The organism is Pseudomonas sp. FP603 (assembly GCF_030687415.1).
GTDB lineage: Bacteria > Pseudomonadota > Gammaproteobacteria > Pseudomonadales > Pseudomonadaceae > Aquipseudomonas > Aquipseudomonas wuhanensis.
Window position 1 is genome coordinate 2,167,513 of sequence record NZ_CP117431.1, and the last position, 14,325, is coordinate 2,181,837.

General features: G+C 58.4%; 10 protein-coding genes. 3 read left to right on the top strand and 7 right to left on the bottom strand.

Annotated features, from left to right (window positions below; genetic code table 11):
* Window positions 1-38: 38 nt before the first annotated feature.
* Window positions 39-434 (bottom strand): hypothetical protein, encoded by a 396-nt coding sequence (locus PSH65_RS10130; protein WP_305426098.1) that lies wholly within the window; start codon window positions 432-434, stop codon window positions 39-41.
* Window positions 431-5,308 (bottom strand): RHS repeat-associated core domain-containing protein, encoded by a 4,878-nt coding sequence (locus PSH65_RS10135; RefSeq protein WP_305426099.1) that lies wholly within the window; start codon window positions 5,306-5,308, stop codon window positions 431-433. The genes PSH65_RS10130 and PSH65_RS10135 overlap by 4 nt, the downstream gene beginning before the upstream one ends.
* A gap of 263 nt (window positions 5,309-5,571) precedes the next feature.
* On the opposite strand from PSH65_RS10135, the gene PSH65_RS10140 reads away from it, so the two are divergent.
* Window positions 5,572-6,267 carry an HAD-IA family hydrolase gene (locus PSH65_RS10140; RefSeq protein WP_007902125.1) on the top strand — a complete coding sequence of 232 codons (696 nt, stop codon included), beginning with the start codon at window positions 5,572-5,574 and terminating at the stop codon, window positions 6,265-6,267.
* Window positions 6,268-6,378: 111 nt separating this feature from the next.
* Here the strand turns inward: PSH65_RS10140 and PSH65_RS10145 are convergent, their stop codons facing one another.
* Window positions 6,379-7,125 (bottom strand): 3-oxoacyl-ACP reductase family protein, encoded by a 747-nt coding sequence (locus PSH65_RS10145; RefSeq protein WP_305426100.1) that lies wholly within the window; start codon window positions 7,123-7,125, stop codon window positions 6,379-6,381.
* A gap of 124 nt (window positions 7,126-7,249) precedes the next feature.
* On the opposite strand from PSH65_RS10145, the gene PSH65_RS10150 reads away from it, so the two are divergent.
* Entirely contained in the window at window positions 7,250-8,173 is a 924-nt protein-coding gene (locus PSH65_RS10150; RefSeq protein WP_305426101.1) for a LysR family transcriptional regulator, read from the top strand.
* Window positions 8,174-8,306: 133 nt separating this feature from the next.
* Here PSH65_RS10150 and PSH65_RS10155 read toward each other — a convergent pair whose 3' ends face one another.
* The 3 genes from PSH65_RS10155 to PSH65_RS10165 all read right to left on the bottom strand — a co-directional run bounded on the left by PSH65_RS10155 (window position 8,307) and on the right by PSH65_RS10165 (window position 11,954).
* Window positions 8,307-9,035 carry an aspartate/glutamate racemase family protein gene (locus PSH65_RS10155; RefSeq protein ID WP_305426102.1) on the bottom strand — a complete coding sequence of 243 codons (729 nt, stop codon included), beginning with the start codon at window positions 9,033-9,035 and terminating at the stop codon, window positions 8,307-8,309.
* A gap of 59 nt (window positions 9,036-9,094) precedes the next feature.
* A complete protein-coding gene (locus tag PSH65_RS10160) occupies window positions 9,095-10,636 on the bottom strand; it encodes an NCS1 family nucleobase:cation symporter-1 (RefSeq protein WP_305426103.1) in 1,542 nt (513 codons plus the stop codon).
* A gap of 577 nt (window positions 10,637-11,213) precedes the next feature.
* Window positions 11,214-11,954: a phosphoadenylyl-sulfate reductase gene (locus PSH65_RS10165; protein ID WP_305426104.1), complete on the bottom strand. Its 741-nt coding sequence runs from the start codon at window positions 11,952-11,954 to the stop codon at window positions 11,214-11,216.
* 174 nt (window positions 11,955-12,128) lie between these two features.
* Here PSH65_RS10165 and thrH point away from each other — a divergent pair, with 174 nt between their 5' ends.
* Complete coding sequence (gene thrH / locus PSH65_RS10170) at window positions 12,129-12,746, top strand: bifunctional phosphoserine phosphatase/homoserine phosphotransferase ThrH (protein WP_305426105.1); 618 nt, start codon at window positions 12,129-12,131, stop codon at window positions 12,744-12,746.
* A gap of 110 nt (window positions 12,747-12,856) precedes the next feature.
* Here thrH and pabB read toward each other — a convergent pair whose 3' ends face one another.
* Window positions 12,857-14,194: an aminodeoxychorismate synthase component I gene (pabB, locus tag PSH65_RS10175; protein WP_305426106.1), complete on the bottom strand. Its 1,338-nt coding sequence runs from the start codon at window positions 14,192-14,194 to the stop codon at window positions 12,857-12,859.
* Between the last annotated feature and the right edge of the window lie 131 nt (window positions 14,195-14,325).

A 14,325-nucleotide genomic window follows, 5' to 3' on the forward strand; every position in this document is an offset into this window, starting at 1 on the left:
GGCCCGGACATGAGCCGGGCTTTTGATCATTTAACTAATCATATTTTTTCTGATTCAATCCAGCGTCTATAGAAAGATAATTGTTCATGTGGATCGTTTGTTAAATTGTTATCCTCATAATCAAAGATATAAACTACATCATTGAGTGACGACGTTTTGCCCAATGTCAATTCATATGCTTTCAAACCAAGAGACATTTGTGATGACATGCTTGAGGGATGTACGTTGAGTTTTGATCCCTTGCAGAGAAATTGTATGTTGGGGTTGTCTTCTCGAATGCGAGCGAAGCATCTATAAAAGTTACTATCTGAATATGTTTTATTAAGTCCGCTTTTCATTGTAAAGATTATAGTTATGCTTTTGTTATCGCATGTGAAATTGGCGGTTTCCTTTGTGCCGTCGATGCTGATGGTTATTTCAACCTTAAATATCATTTTTTTATTATCCTGTACGGATTAGGTATGGAATAGCCGAGCTCTCTGCCATCATCAATGATTAGGGTGGCGCCAAGTACGTCGACATTTTCTATACGGTTAGCTATCGCTATCTCTTTTTCCGCTCCGAAAAGGTAGGCTGGTCCAAGCTCTTTCTGCAAATCATATCCATCTATTTTTTGAAGAGTATAGAGGTAACCTACTTTTGTGTGATAGCCGGTTGCGAAAAGTTTGCCAACATCTCGCGATGGCGACGTGCTGATGAAATTACTGGGTGGGTTTTCACTATCTATAGAGTGGAGCAATAGATCATTGCTTTTTCCTTTGCTTTTAAAACCGTTTTGAAATACATCATTAGGCTCTCGTTCATCCCCGCGGTATAAGTAATCCTCTTCTCTTTTAGGTGAAGGAGTTGTTGGCTCCCCCTCATCAACCCCCACCTTACCCGCCGGTTCCTCATCCCCAAACGACGGCTTCTTACACCCATCCCCTCCAGGACAATCACTCAACCCCAACGGATCAACCCAACCCACCGGGTTGCGCGTGTACTGATAGCCGTTTAACCCACCCGCCAACTTGCTCGGGTCCGGCGTCAGGTACCGCCCGACATCCGGGTTGTAGTAGCGATGTCGGTTGTAATGCAGGCCGGTTTCCGCGTCGAAATACTGCCCTTGAAAGCGCAGCGGCTGATCGAGGACCTGGTGGGTGTTGCGGTTGAGGCGGGTGAGGCGGCCATAGGCGGTGTATCGGGCGGCCCAGATGATGTCGCCGCTGTAGTCGGTGAGTTCTTGCGGTGTGCCGAGGTGGTCGAGTTGGTAGTAGAACGGGCAGGCTTGGCGCGGGCCTTTGCCGTCGAGCATGGCCAGTGGACGGAAGGTGCCAGGTTCGTAGATGTAGCTTCGATGGTGATCCTGGCTGTGTTCGGCGACGAGGTGGTCGCCTTGCCAGAAGAACTCGGTGGTTTTGCCGTCGACGGATTTGCTGATACGGCGGCCGAAGGCGTCGTAGCGGTAAGTGGCTTGGCTGCCATTGGGCAGGGTGACGCCGATCAACCGGTGCTGGCAGTCGTAGTGGTATTCGGTAACGAGTTTTTGCGCAGTGCCGCGACGCTCGCGGATCAGGTTGCCGAAGGCGTCGTAGTCGTAATGCCGGTCGCCCTGCATCAGCAGGCGATTACCCAGCAACTTCGCAACGCCCGGGCGATCCTGCATCAACAGGTTGCCCGCCGGGTCGTGGGCGAAGCTTTCCGGCGATTGGTCACGGGAATGGCGGACGCGGATCAGGCGGTCGAGCGAGTCGTATTGGTAGCTGCGCTGGCCGTGGCGGGTATCGGCGATGTGGTCGAGATTGCCGATGACGCTGTAGGCATAGTCTCGACGGTACAGCGGATGTTGGTGTTGGCTGACGGCATGGGCTTTCAGCCGGCCTTGGTCGTCGTAGGCATATTCGCTGAGCAGCAGACCCTGCTGGCGGTTTTGTTCGCGACCGAAGGCAAGCTGGTGGGTGGTGAGGCGCGCGCCGTTGAGGTCGATGGCCGTCAATGCGCCGCCCTTGGCGTGGTGATAATCGAGTTTGCTGTTGTCCGGCAGGCGCAGGTGGTTGAGTCGGCCGCACGCGTCGTAGCGGTAACGCAAGGTGCCCCAACTTTGGTGCTCGGTGATCAGCCTGTCCTGGGCGTCGTATTCGAATTCCAGCGGATGGTCGTGGCCGTCGTCGACACTGACCAGTCGGCCGAGGTGGTCGTAGCGGTACTTGACCTTGACGCCATCGGGCAGGGTCTTGACCAGCAGACGTCCAGCCGAGTCCCGCTGATAAGCCGTGATCAGTTGCGAGTCGTCATCACCGAACTCGGTTTTCTCCAGCAGATGGCCGTTGAGGTCGTAGGCGTAGGCGGTGCGGCGGCCGTCGAAGCCGGTTTCCTGTCGGATCAAGCCGTTCGGCGTGTAGTCCAGGCGATACTTTTCACCGGATTCATTTTCAATTTCCGTCAGCCGTAACTGCGCGTTGTCGTAGCGATAACGCAGTTGCGTGCCATCGGGATTGATCCGGCGGCTGACCAGGTGCAGATCGTCGGCGTATTCGTAGCGGGTGATGCGGCCCAATTCATCGCGTTCAGCGGTGATCTTGCCGTAGGCGTTGTAGCTGAACCCGCGGCTGGCGCCGGTAGGCAGCGTTGTCTGAACCAGTCGGCCGACGGCATCCCATTGGTACTGGGTGAGAGCACCGTGTTCGTCCTGACGGGTCGTCTGCCGGCCTAGCGCATCGTAGGAAAAGCGTCGCTGACCGCCGTCCGGCAAGGTCTCTTCGAGCAGTTGTCCCAGCCCGTTCCGGATAAAGACATGCCGACTGTTGTCCGGGAAGCGGATCGACAACAAACGCCCCTGGGCGTCGTAGTGATAGTGGGTGACCTGGCCATCCGGATCGGTGGCTTCAATGACGTCACCCTGAGCATTGCGCTGATATTTCCACACCGATTTGCCGCGATAGCACGCATGCAGGAAACCGTTGCGGTATTCGTAGGATGTTGGCTCGTCTTCGGGTGGAATCAGCGCCACCAACCGTCCAACTTCGTCATAACGGTATTCAGTGACGGCCCCGAGGGGATCCTGCTCGGCCAGCAACCGGCCGTTGTCGTCATAGTCCTTGAGGTGTTCTCCACCGTTCAGCTCAACCTTGCGCACCAGCCTCGCCCGGTCGTCGTGGACGTAAACCTCTTCGCTGCCATCGATGTTCTGGACGGTGACACTGCCTTGGTCATCCCAGACGTAGCGCGCATCCATCTGCGAAAACGACGCCCAATGCCGGACGCAGCGCGCCGCCTTGCCGGACCTTTCCCACTCCCAGAAGAAACTCGCGCCACCGGCCAGTTGCCGCTGCAGAATCACGTGTCGGTCGTCGTAGTCGTAACGCTCGCTTTCACCAGCGGCGTTGGTCGCTTCGATCAAGCGTTGGCGGGCATCGTAGCGATAGAAAACCAGCGTTTGCTCTGTATGCCAGGCTTCGCCCGAAGAATCGCCGGGCTGAAACGACTGGTATTCGATGGCGACAAGGTGCCTGCGCTCGTAGCACAACAGCAACGAGCGACCGGAACCGTTATCGAGGCGTTGAATGCGATCCTGACGGTCGCGAGTGATGTGGAGGCGGTTGTTGTAGGCGTCGCTGATCGCCGTCAAGCGGCCCTCTCGAAAGTGGTAGAACCGGTTCGTCTCGCCAGCCAGCGCGAGAATCAACTCCTCCGGTTCGCCTCCGAGGTAAATCGCCGCCCGCGACAGGCTGTTGTGGATCACCGGGCGCTCGACACTCGGCAGCGGAAACGTCGTACGACGGTTTTCATGGTCGATCCAGACGACCTGTTCATCGTCCAGTTCCAACCGCTGCGCCAGCGAATGGCTCCAGCCCCAGCCCAGCCCGCAATCGATCTCCACCGCGCTGGTGCGGTACAACCGGGTGAAGGCAAATGGCAGTAGCCCATCCAATGAGCCGTCGGTCAGGGTCAGCAGTTCTTCACCGGTGACCATCGATACCGGGCAGTTGTTGGTGCAGGTCAGTGCCACACAATCGGCACTGTCACCGTTGGGGTTTTTCGACTGACTCGATGCATCGTCGTGAGGTTCGTGACGGCCCAGCCGGGTCATGGCGAAGGACTTGTCGCGAGCAATGGCAACCGGATTGTTCACCTGTACAACTGGAGAGTTGCCAGCACGGATCTGTAACGGAACCGTCGGTGCCGGTTTCAGTGGTGCATTCCGCGCGCTGACCACGAGCGGCTTGAGCGCGCCAGCGTGAGCTGTCAGGTCAGATTTGGCCGTCAGTTCTGCCAGCCGCAAACTGGCCGCCGTCAACCACTGTCGAGCCTGCTGGGACTTGATCTTGTCCAATACTTTGGCGCTCATGCCGAGCTTCAGGCCCGTAGGTCCGGTGAGGCGCACCAGCAGGAAACTGATCAATAGTTCTGTACGAATTTGCGCCACGACTTCGGCGATGTACTGCGGCGGCAGCATCCTCAGCCAACTGGTGAAGGCCGCGAGATGAATGAACATCAACGGCTCATCGCTCAACATCAGCAACACATTGGCGATGGCTTCTGCCGAAGCATTCAGTAACGTCCCAAGCTCGCCTTGGGTCAGGTACTCAAGGAGTTTTTCGCTGTTGGTTTGCAGGTCTGCCAGCAGGGCGTAGACCTGCTTCACGTCATCCCACAAACCGTGCAGCGAACGCTCGAAACCGCGCCAGTCGGCCTGTTGCAGCATGCCGTAACGCTGGGTGAACCCTGCCTCGGAAAACCCTGCCCACAAGGGCTGGAATTCGCTCGTCCATTCATTGCGCAACCAGCCTTCCAGCTCGCCGATCACGCCTTGATAGGAGGCGTAGAGCGCTTTGACGTGATCGGTGGAAACATTGGGAAAGAAGGTGATGCGATAACGCTGGCCGCGCCAGCATTCGGGGATTTCGAGAATGCCGCTGGGGCCGATGGTTTTGTGGACGGGCTCACCGAACGTCAGTTCACCCTTACGCTGCGAGATAACCGGTTCGAGCATCACCGGCGTATTGCCGATCGGCACGAAACGCGCGGCCTCAAACAGGTGCACCAGAGTCAATGGACCGCTGGCCGGGCACATGGCGAGCGTCGAACTGACAGGGAGGGTGGAGTCCTTCGGCGCGCTCAGCCGGACTTCATTACCGACCTTGAACACCTGCTCGACATTCAGCGCCCCACCGGTCCAGAAGTTTTCCGCCCAGGCCTCGTAGTCGTTGAGGCAGAGACGAAAATCACCGAGCAGTGCTTCGACGTCAGGCTGCTCGGGGTTCATGGCGGCGACCACCAGCAGGCCGATGGCATTGTTCAAGGCCAGGACCTTGTCAGGTTCGAACATTCGCAGTCCCTCGCGCTGATTAATCTGGAGCGCAAGACTTTGCGGGGGATCAACGAGGAAAGAAGTCGGGAAAGGAGGTGTTTTGTGTAGGGAAAATCGCTAAATGATCACGGGCGTCTCGGCACAGTTTTTTATGTCCGCCTGGCATTGCCCGTTGCTCTCTGCCAACCGCGCTCGCTATGCTGCTGAACCCTTTAATCCATCACGGACCCGGTCGTGCCTTAGCCGCTCCCGGGATGTCATGAGAAAACGGATCAGATGCGATGAATGCACCCTTGGATGAGTTCGGCCCGATCAAGGCCGTGATTTTCGACATGGACGGCTTGTTGCTGGACACCGAGGGCATTTACACCGAGGTCACGTCCATCATTGCCGGGCGTTATGGCCGGACTTTCGACTGGAGCGTCAAACAGAACATCATCGGTCGTGGCGCGGGTGATCTGGCGCGCTATGTGGTCGAGGCGCTGGACCTGCCGATTACAGCCGAAGAGTTTCTGGTGATCCGCGAACCGCTGATGCGCGAGCGTTTTCCGACGGCGCTGGCGATGCCTGGCGCAGAGGAACTGGTTCGGCACTTGAAGGCCAACAACATTCCTATTGCGGTGGGCACCAGTTCTTCACGTCAGTCATTCGGCCAGAAAACCACCTTGCACCGCGACTGGTTCGCGCTGTTCGACTTCATCGTCACCGCTGATGACCCGGAAGTGGGCGCGGCCAAACCGGCGCCGGATATCTTCCTGACGGCGGCGCGACGTCTGGGTGTCGCGCCTGAGGATTGCCTGGTGTTCGAGGATTCACCGTTCGGCGTCACCGCGGCGAAAGCGGCGGGAATGACGGCGATAGCGATCCCGGATGCGGCGATGGCCGACGAAAAGTATGCACACGCCGATGGCATTCTTCGTACGTTGAAGGCGTTCAAACCCAGTGCATGTGGCCTGCCGGCGCTTGAGTGGGCTTAATGCCGATAAATGTGGGAGCGGGCTTGCTCGCGAAGAGGGCGTGTCAGGCAACATCAATGTCGACTGATACGACGCCTTCGCGAGCAAGCCCGCTCCCACAAGTGACCTGTATCAGGCGCCGAAACCACCGTCGATGGTCAGGCTGGCACCGGTGATGTAGCCGGCTTCGGGGCCGACAAGGTAGGCGACGAAGCTGGCGATTTCTTCCACTTTGCCGTAACGACCCACGGCCATCAGCGGGATCAGGCTTTCAGCAAAGTCGCCGCTGGCGGGGTTCATGTCAGTGTCGACCGGGCCCGGCTGCACGTTGTTGATGGTGATACCCCGTGGGCCGAGGTCGCGAGCCAGGCCTTTGGTCAGGCCGACCAGCGCCGACTTGCTCATGGCATACGGGCCACCACCGGCGAAGGGCATGCGCTCGGCATTGGTGCTGCCGATGTTAATGATGCGGCCGCCTTCGGTCATATGTTTGGCCGCTTCCTGAGTGGCGATGAACACACTGCGCACGTTGATGGCCAGGGTCTGGTCGAAGTCTTCGAGTTTGAAGTCTTCCAGCGGTGCGACGGCCAGAACGCCCGCGTTGTTGACCAGGATGTCCAAACGCCCAAAGGCTTCGACGGTGGCATTAACGGCATTGCGAATGGCGACGGCATCGGCGCTGTCGGCCTTGATGGCCAGGGCTTTGCCACCAGCGCTGGTGATGCTGTTTTGCAGCTCTTCGGCTTTGGCGGTAGAACTGACGTAGGTGAAGGCGACGGCAGCGCCTTCGGCGGCCAGACGTTTGACGATGGCAGCACCGATGCCGCGTGAACCGCCTTGAATCAGAGCTACTTTGCCGCTGAGGTGTTGAGTGGTCATGTCGATCTCCAGAAATTCAAGGCGGGCTGCCTTGTTGTTGGAGTCGAGTATCGGCCTCGCACTACCCTGCGGGTAGACCGTCATTGCTATAGTCTGTGTAAACCAAAAGTTTATAGTGGCGCTTATGGAAACCTTCAGTAGTATCGAATGCTTCGTGCGTAGCGCCGAGGTTGGCAGCTTTGCCGAAGCGGCGCGGCGCTTGAGCCTGACGCCGGCGGCGGTGGGCAAGAGCGTTGCCAAGCTGGAGGCGCGACTGGGTGTGCGGCTGTTCCAGCGCAGCACGCGCAGCCTGACGCTGACTGAGGCCGGCCAGCTATTTCTCGGCGAAGTCAGCGCCAGCCTGCACACGATCCAGAATGCCGTGGCCAACCTGGCCAGCGCCGAAGGGCGTCCCGCCGGTACATTGAAAGTCAGCATGGGCACAGTGTTCGGGCGTTTGTACATCGTGCCGTTGCTGGGCGAGTTTCTGCAGCGCTTTCCGGCTATCAACCCTGACTGGCATTTCGATAACCGCCAGGTCGACCTGATCGGCCAGGGTTTCGATGCGGCGATTGGTGGCGGATTCGAACTGCCTCAGGGCGTGGTGGCGCGCAAGCTGACGGCTGCCCATCGGGTATTGGTGGCTTCAACCGAGTACTTGGCGAAACACGAGGCGATCATCGAGCCCGACGACCTCAAGCACCACGACGGCATCTTGATACGGTCGCCACAGACGGGGCGCGTGCGTTCCTGGCAGCTGACCAGTCGCACCCGGCAACACAGCCCGCTGACGCTCAAGGCGCGGATGACCATGAGCGATTCGGAAGCCGCCTGCGCCACGGCAGTTCAGGGGTTGGGCATTGCGTTGGTGAGCATGCCGTTTGCCGTGGGCTATCTGGATGCGGGAACGTTGCAGCGTGTGTTGCCTGACTGGTACGTCGATGACGGCAACATCTCTATCTATTACGCTGAGCACAAACTGCTGCCGGGCAAGACCCGGGCGTTTGTCGATTTCATCATTGAGCAGTTTGCGGAGCAGGGGTTGGGGCAGAGGTTCAGTGCTCTTTGAACCTGGCTTAAGACCGAGGTGTGGCTATCGCGGGCAAGCCACGCTCCCACAGGGTTTTGAGTCTTATCATAATGATATAAACGACACAAAACCTGTGGGAGCGAGGCTTGCCCGCGAAGAACGATAACGCGGTCTACCTGCCAAACCGCCCCGGCCAACCAATAATGCTCTTCGGCCGAGGCATCGCATACGTCCGCACTTTCGACGTCGACAACCCCAGCCGCACCAGCGATTCGGCAATGGTCACCGCCGCCGTCACCCCATCCACCACCGGCACGCCGGTGCGCTGACGAATCTGCTCATCCAGCCCGGCCATGCCGCCGCAGCCCAGGCAGATCACCTCGGCCTTATCCTCAAGCACCGCCAGTTCCGCTTGCCGAACAATCGCCTCCAGTGCACGTTCTGGGTCGGACTCCAACTCCAGCACCGCCAGCCCGCTGGCCCGTACCGACGCACAACGGTCCCAGAGCCCGGACAGTTTGAGGCGATCCTCGATCAGCGGCACGGTGCGGTCCAGGGTGGTGACCACCGAGTACGCATGCCCGAGGAACATCGCGGTGCTGGCGCCGGCATCGGTGATGTCCACTACCGGCACGTTGAGCAACTCCTGCAAACCTTCGCGACCGTGCTCGCCATAACCGGCCTGGATCACCGCATCGAAAGGCTGGTCGTAGGACATGACCCGATCCATCACCGCAATGGCGGCCAGATAACTTTCGAAATTGCCTTCAATGGAGTCGGCACCGAAGTGCGGTGTCAGGCCGATGATTTCCGTGCCGGGCGAGGCTACGGATTGGGCCTGACGGGCGATGGCCTGGGTAATGGATTCGGTGGTGTTGACGTTGACCACGAGAATTCGCATAGGAGGTCCTTTTATAGCGAGGTGGTTCTGCGGCCCGACGTTGCCGGGCCGCCCGGGGATCAATGGCTGACGTTATCGACCGCGATGGTTTCACCGCTGACATCTGCGTAGTAAGGCTGCCGTTTGGCGATGATCAGGTAGAGCATCCCTGCAATCCCGGCGCCAATCAGCCAGGAGAACGGCGAGACGCTGTCGAAACCTGGCACCAGGGCCAGGACAATGGCGATCAAGGCTGCCGGAATGAACGCCGCCACGGCACGCAAATTGACCCCATGGCTGTAGTAATAATCGCCATTGGGATCTTCGCTGTACAACTGCGGCACGTTGATCCGGCCTTTTCGTACCTGCCAGTAGTCGACCATGATCACCCCGTACAACGGGCCGAGCAGGGCGCCGAGGCCCGACAGGAAATAGACGATCACCAGCGGACTGTTGTAGAGGTTCCACGGCAGGATCAGCACCGCGATGGTCGCACTGATCAGCCCGGCGCGACGGAAGGTCAGGTACTTGGGCGCCAGGTTACTCAGTACGAAAGCCGGGGCCACGAAGTTGGCCATGATGTTCACCGCCACGGTGACAATCAGGAACGCCAGGCAGCCGAGTACCAGAAAGAAGGTGTTGGGAATCGATGCGATGATTTCCGTTGGGCTTTCGATAATCCGGCCATTGATCTGAAATTGCGCACCGCAGAGTAGGACCGTGATCCCGGCGAATACCAGAATGTTGACGGGCAGGCCCCAGAAGTTACCCACCCGAATGGTCTTGCGGCAGGGCGAAGAACGGGCGAAGTCACAGAAATTCAGGATCAGCGTGCCGTAGATCGACAGCCACAATGCGCCGCCCGCAAAGATGTTGCGCCACATCTCGCCACCGCTCAGCGGCTCGCGAATCGACCAGGCGATAGTTGCGTTGGCCTGGAAGTACATCCACCCGGCGAGGGAGGCGACGGTCAGCAAAATCACCGGGCCGGCAAACGCTTCGTAGCGCCGCACCATTTCCATGCCATAGGCCAGGATCGCCAACTGCACGAACCAGATCGCCACGAAACACACCCAGCCCAGACTCGACAGTCCGAGGATCGAGTTGTGGTCGTAATCGGCGAAACCGGGGTGCACCGCCGTCAGTAGTACACGAAAGACCACTGACGCCAGGTACGTCTGAATCCCGAACCAGGCGATGGCGATAACGGCGCGAATCAATGCAGGAATTTGTGCCCCATGGATGCCGAAACTGATCCGGCTGATCACCGGAAACGGCACGCCGGTTTTCTGGCCCATGTAACCGGAAAGATTCATGAAGCCATACACCAGCGCCGCGCCGATTCCCAGGGACAGCAGAATCTGCCAGCCGCCCAGGCCTAGTGCATACAGGCCAATGGCGAAGGAGTAATTGGCAATGTTATGCACGTCGTTGGTCCACAGGGCAAAGATGCTGTAACGACCCCAACGTCGACCTTCAGCCTTGGTCGGCGCCAGGTCCTTGTTGTGCAGACGGGGGCTGAGTACCACGGGTGGTTGAAATGTTTGATCGTGAATGACGGATGGGGAAAGTGAGGAGGGCAGATCCAGCGCGATGTTGTTATTGGGGAGGCTAGTACGCATTCCGGCAGGCTCCAGAAGCTCGTTGCCGCGATGACTGTGCATGAGCGTGAACTCGACAAATCTTCGTCGCGGCCGGGAGAGCATCATTGGTTACGGGGCATCTGCAGCCTGTACGGGATAGGGCGCTTCAGGCTTGCGGATCTAAAGTGTGTGTATGTTTTAGTATTTATTGTATACAAAACATATGTTCACTTAAGCCAGATCTGTGCCAGTCAGTGATCTATGAATTACTTGGCTAATTTCGTTTTGTTATTGATTGAAACTAAGTAATTGAAAAATTGGAAATATAAATTGACCGTTTGAACAGGTATTTATTTCGGCGGGGTTGTGTGGGAATGATCGACTGAGGACGTCACGAAAGAATGATGTAACTTTTTGGGGCGCACAGATAAAAAGTGCACACAGATATGGCACTTATAGTGACATTTTTGTGTACACAATTATTCGGGTTGACCCAGGGGCAGTATGGGAGCGGGCTTGCTCGCGAAGAGGCAGTCACATTCAACACTGATGTTGACTGGCAGTCCGCTTTCGCAAGCAAGCCCGTTCCCACAGGGGATTGCAGAGGGCGGGGGAATTAAGCCTTGGATTTGCTGATGATGTTTCCGGCATGCAGCCCGCATTCTTTCTGCGTGGCTTCTTCCCACCACCAACGACCTTCGCGCTCATGCTGGTTCGGCAGCACCGGACGGGTGCAAGGCTCGCAGCCGATGCTGATGAAGCCGCGTTCATGCAGGCTGTTGTACGGCAGCTCCAGCATGCGGATGTAGCCCCAGATCTCTTCGCTGGTCATTTGCGCCAGCGGGTTGAATTTGTACAGAGTGCGTTCCGGGGTGGAGAACGCGGTATCGATTTCCAGCACCGCGACCGCGCTGCGGGTGCCCGGGCTCTGGTCCCGACGCTGGCCGGTGGCCCACGCAGTCACCCCCGAGAGCTTGCGACGCAATGGCTCGATCTTGCGGATGCCGCAGCACTCGCCATGGCCGTCCTTGTAGAAACTGAACAGGCCCTTTTCCTTCACGAAAGGTTCGAGCTTGGTGTAGTCCGGCGACACCACTTCGATGTCGATCTTGTAGTGTTCGCGCACCTGTTCGATGAAGCGATAGGTCTCGGGGTGCAAGCGACCGGTGTCGAGGCTGAACACTTTGACGTTCTTGTTCAGCTTCCAGGCCATGTCCACCAGCACCACATCCTCGGCGCCGCTGAAAGATATCCACAGGTCATCGCCGAACTCGGCGAACGCGAGTTTCAGGATGTCCTGGGCGGATTTGTTGGCATAGGTCGTGGCGAGTTCCACGACATTGAACGATGGGCTCATCAGGGCGGCTTCCTACAGGTCGGTGGCGCTGGGCGCTCTATATGTGCCTGATGGTAACAAAATCCTGCGGTGGCTGGTGCGCCCTCTGCGTTGCACAGAGGAGGGCGAGTCGCTAGAGTTCGGCAGTCCTTTTGCTCGCTCGACTCAATAAACAGTACAAAATGGGAGTGTCTTGTGGAAATTGCCTGTCTGGATCTTGAAGGTGTGCTGGTCCCGGAAATCTGGATCGCCTTTGCCGAAAAAACCGGGATCGACTCCCTCAGGGCCACCACTCGGGACATTCCCGACTACGACGTGTTGATGAAGCAGCGGTTGCGGATTCTCGACGAGCACGGCCTGAAGCTTTCCGACATCCAGGAAGTGATCGCCACGCTCAAGCCTCTGGACGGCGCCAGCGAATTCGTCGACTGGCTGCGTGAGCGCTTTCAGGTGGTGATTCTGTCGGACACCTTTTACGAATTCTCCCAGCCGCTGATGCGTCAACTGGGCTTCCCGACCTTGCTTTGCCATCGTCTGATTACCGACGATGCCGGTCGGGTCACGGGCTATCAGTTGCGTCAGAAAGATCCCAAGCGTCAGTCGGTGTTGGCGTTCAAGAGCCTCTACTACCGGGTGATCGCGGCGGGGGATTCCTATAACGACACGACGATGCTGGGCGAGGCCGATGCCGGGATTCTGTTCCATGCGCCGGACAATGTGATTCGCGAATTTCCACAGTTCCCGGCGGTGCACAGCTTTGCGGAGTTGAAGCAAGAGTTCATCAAGGCTTCGAATCGGGCGTTGAGTTTGTAGTCGTCAGGGATGGCCCCTTCGCGGGCAAGCCCGCTCCCACAGGATTTGTGTTGATCGCATAATTGTGGCTCGACACATAACCTGTGGGAGCGGGCTTGCCCGCGATGCTTTTAGAGGTCCCGCAAAGTATCGAGCAACACCTTCACCTTGGTTATCGATTCCTGATATTCCGCCTGCCAGTCCGAATCCGCGACGATCCCGCCGCCACCCCAGCAACACACCTGCCCATCCTTGACCAGCAAGCTGCGAATGGCGATGGAGCTGTCCATCTCCCCACGCACGTCAAGATACAGCAATGAACCGCAGTACAACCCACGACGGGTAGGTTCCAGCTCATCGATGATCTGCATCGCGCGAATCTTCGGCGCGCCGGTAATCGAGCCGCCGGGGAAGCTGCCGGCGATCAAATCCAGCGCATCCTTGTCATCCGCCAACTCGCCGGTAACGCTGCTCACCAGGTGATGCACGTTCGGATAGCTTTCCAGACTGAACAACTCCGGCACCCGCACTGAGCCGATGCGGCAGGTACGGCCGAGGTCATTGCGCAGCAAATCGACGATCATCAGGTTTTCCGCGCGGTCCTTGGGGCTGGCCAGCAGTTCGGCGGCGTTCGCCGCATCTTCAGCGGCAGTCAGGCCGCGAGGGCGAGTGCCCTTGATCGGGCGGGTTTCGACGTGGCGCTCGCTGACTTTGACGAAGCGCTCCGGCGACAGGCTAAGCACGGCGTCGCCGTCGGGCAGGCTCTGGAAACCGGAAAACGGCGTCGGACACGCCGCCCGCAGCGCGCAGTACGCGGCCCATGGATCGCCCTGGCATTGCGCACGAAAGCGCTGGGCGAAGTTGACCTGATAGCAGTCGCCGGCCTGGATGTACTGCTGAATGCGTTCGAAGGCTTGTCGATAGTCATCGGCGCTCAGGTCGGCATTCATCGGGCCGTCCAGTTTGAAAGGCTCGATCTTCTGAGGTGCAGGCTGAGTGAACAGTTCGATCAGCCGCTGTCGTTCGCTGTCGATCAGCGCCGGGTGGAACACCAGTTGGCTGGTGGCGAGGTGGTGATCGCTGATCAGTGCCCAGTCGTACAGCCCGAAACGTGCGTCGGGCAATTGCAGATCATCCCGCGCCTGGCTCGGCAGGTTTTCCAGGTGCCGGCCGAAGTCGTAGCTCAGATAACCGATCAGGCCACCGGCGAAAGGCAGGTTGAAAGGAACAGTGGCTTCGCCGAGTCGCGTCAGGTTGTCGCGAAGGCGTTGCAGGAAATGGTTGCCGCTTTCATCCGGTAATACATCCAGTTGCTCCAGCGGCCAGGCGCTGAGCAGGTCATAACGCCCACGCTCGGCGCTCGGCCGGCCGCTGTCGAGCAGCACGGCACCGGGGGCATGACGAATCGCCGCGAAGTATTCGGCGGGGTTGGCGCGATAGGGCAGCGAGTGTACGGAACAGGTCAACATGGGCGGGGCAGATCAGCCATCGAGGCGGGGGAGCGATTGTAGTCCTCTGCAGGATTTGCTCCTAGAGGGGATGTCGGGGATTGGCAGGTTGAGAGCTTCAGTGACTGTCAGTCAGCCATCGCGAGCAGGCT

Bases quoted from the DNA above. Each gene is read 5' to 3' on its own strand.
- pabB (WP_305426106.1), bottom strand. From the start codon at position 14,194: ATGTTGACCTGTTCCGTACACTCGCTGCCCTATCGCGCCAACCCCGCC.
- PSH65_RS10130 (WP_305426098.1), bottom strand. From the start codon at position 434: ATGATATTTAAGGTTGAAATAACCATCAGCATCGACGGCACAAAGGAA.
- PSH65_RS10160 (WP_305426103.1), bottom strand. From the start codon at position 10,636: ATGCGTACTAGCCTCCCCAATAACAACATCGCGCTGGATCTGCCCTCC.
- PSH65_RS10135 (WP_305426099.1), bottom strand. From the start codon at position 5,308: ATGTTCGAACCTGACAAGGTCCTGGCCTTGAACAATGCCATCGGCCTG.
- PSH65_RS10145 (WP_305426100.1), bottom strand. From the start codon at position 7,125: ATGACCACTCAACACCTCAGCGGCAAAGTAGCTCTGATTCAAGGCGGT.
- PSH65_RS10140 (WP_007902125.1), top strand. From the start codon at position 5,572: ATGAATGCACCCTTGGATGAGTTCGGCCCGATCAAGGCCGTGATTTTC.
- PSH65_RS10165 (WP_305426104.1), bottom strand. From the start codon at position 11,954: ATGAGCCCATCGTTCAATGTCGTGGAACTCGCCACGACCTATGCCAAC.
- PSH65_RS10155 (WP_305426102.1), bottom strand. From the start codon at position 9,035: ATGCGAATTCTCGTGGTCAACGTCAACACCACCGAATCCATTACCCAG.
- PSH65_RS10150 (WP_305426101.1), top strand. From the start codon at position 7,250: ATGGAAACCTTCAGTAGTATCGAATGCTTCGTGCGTAGCGCCGAGGTT.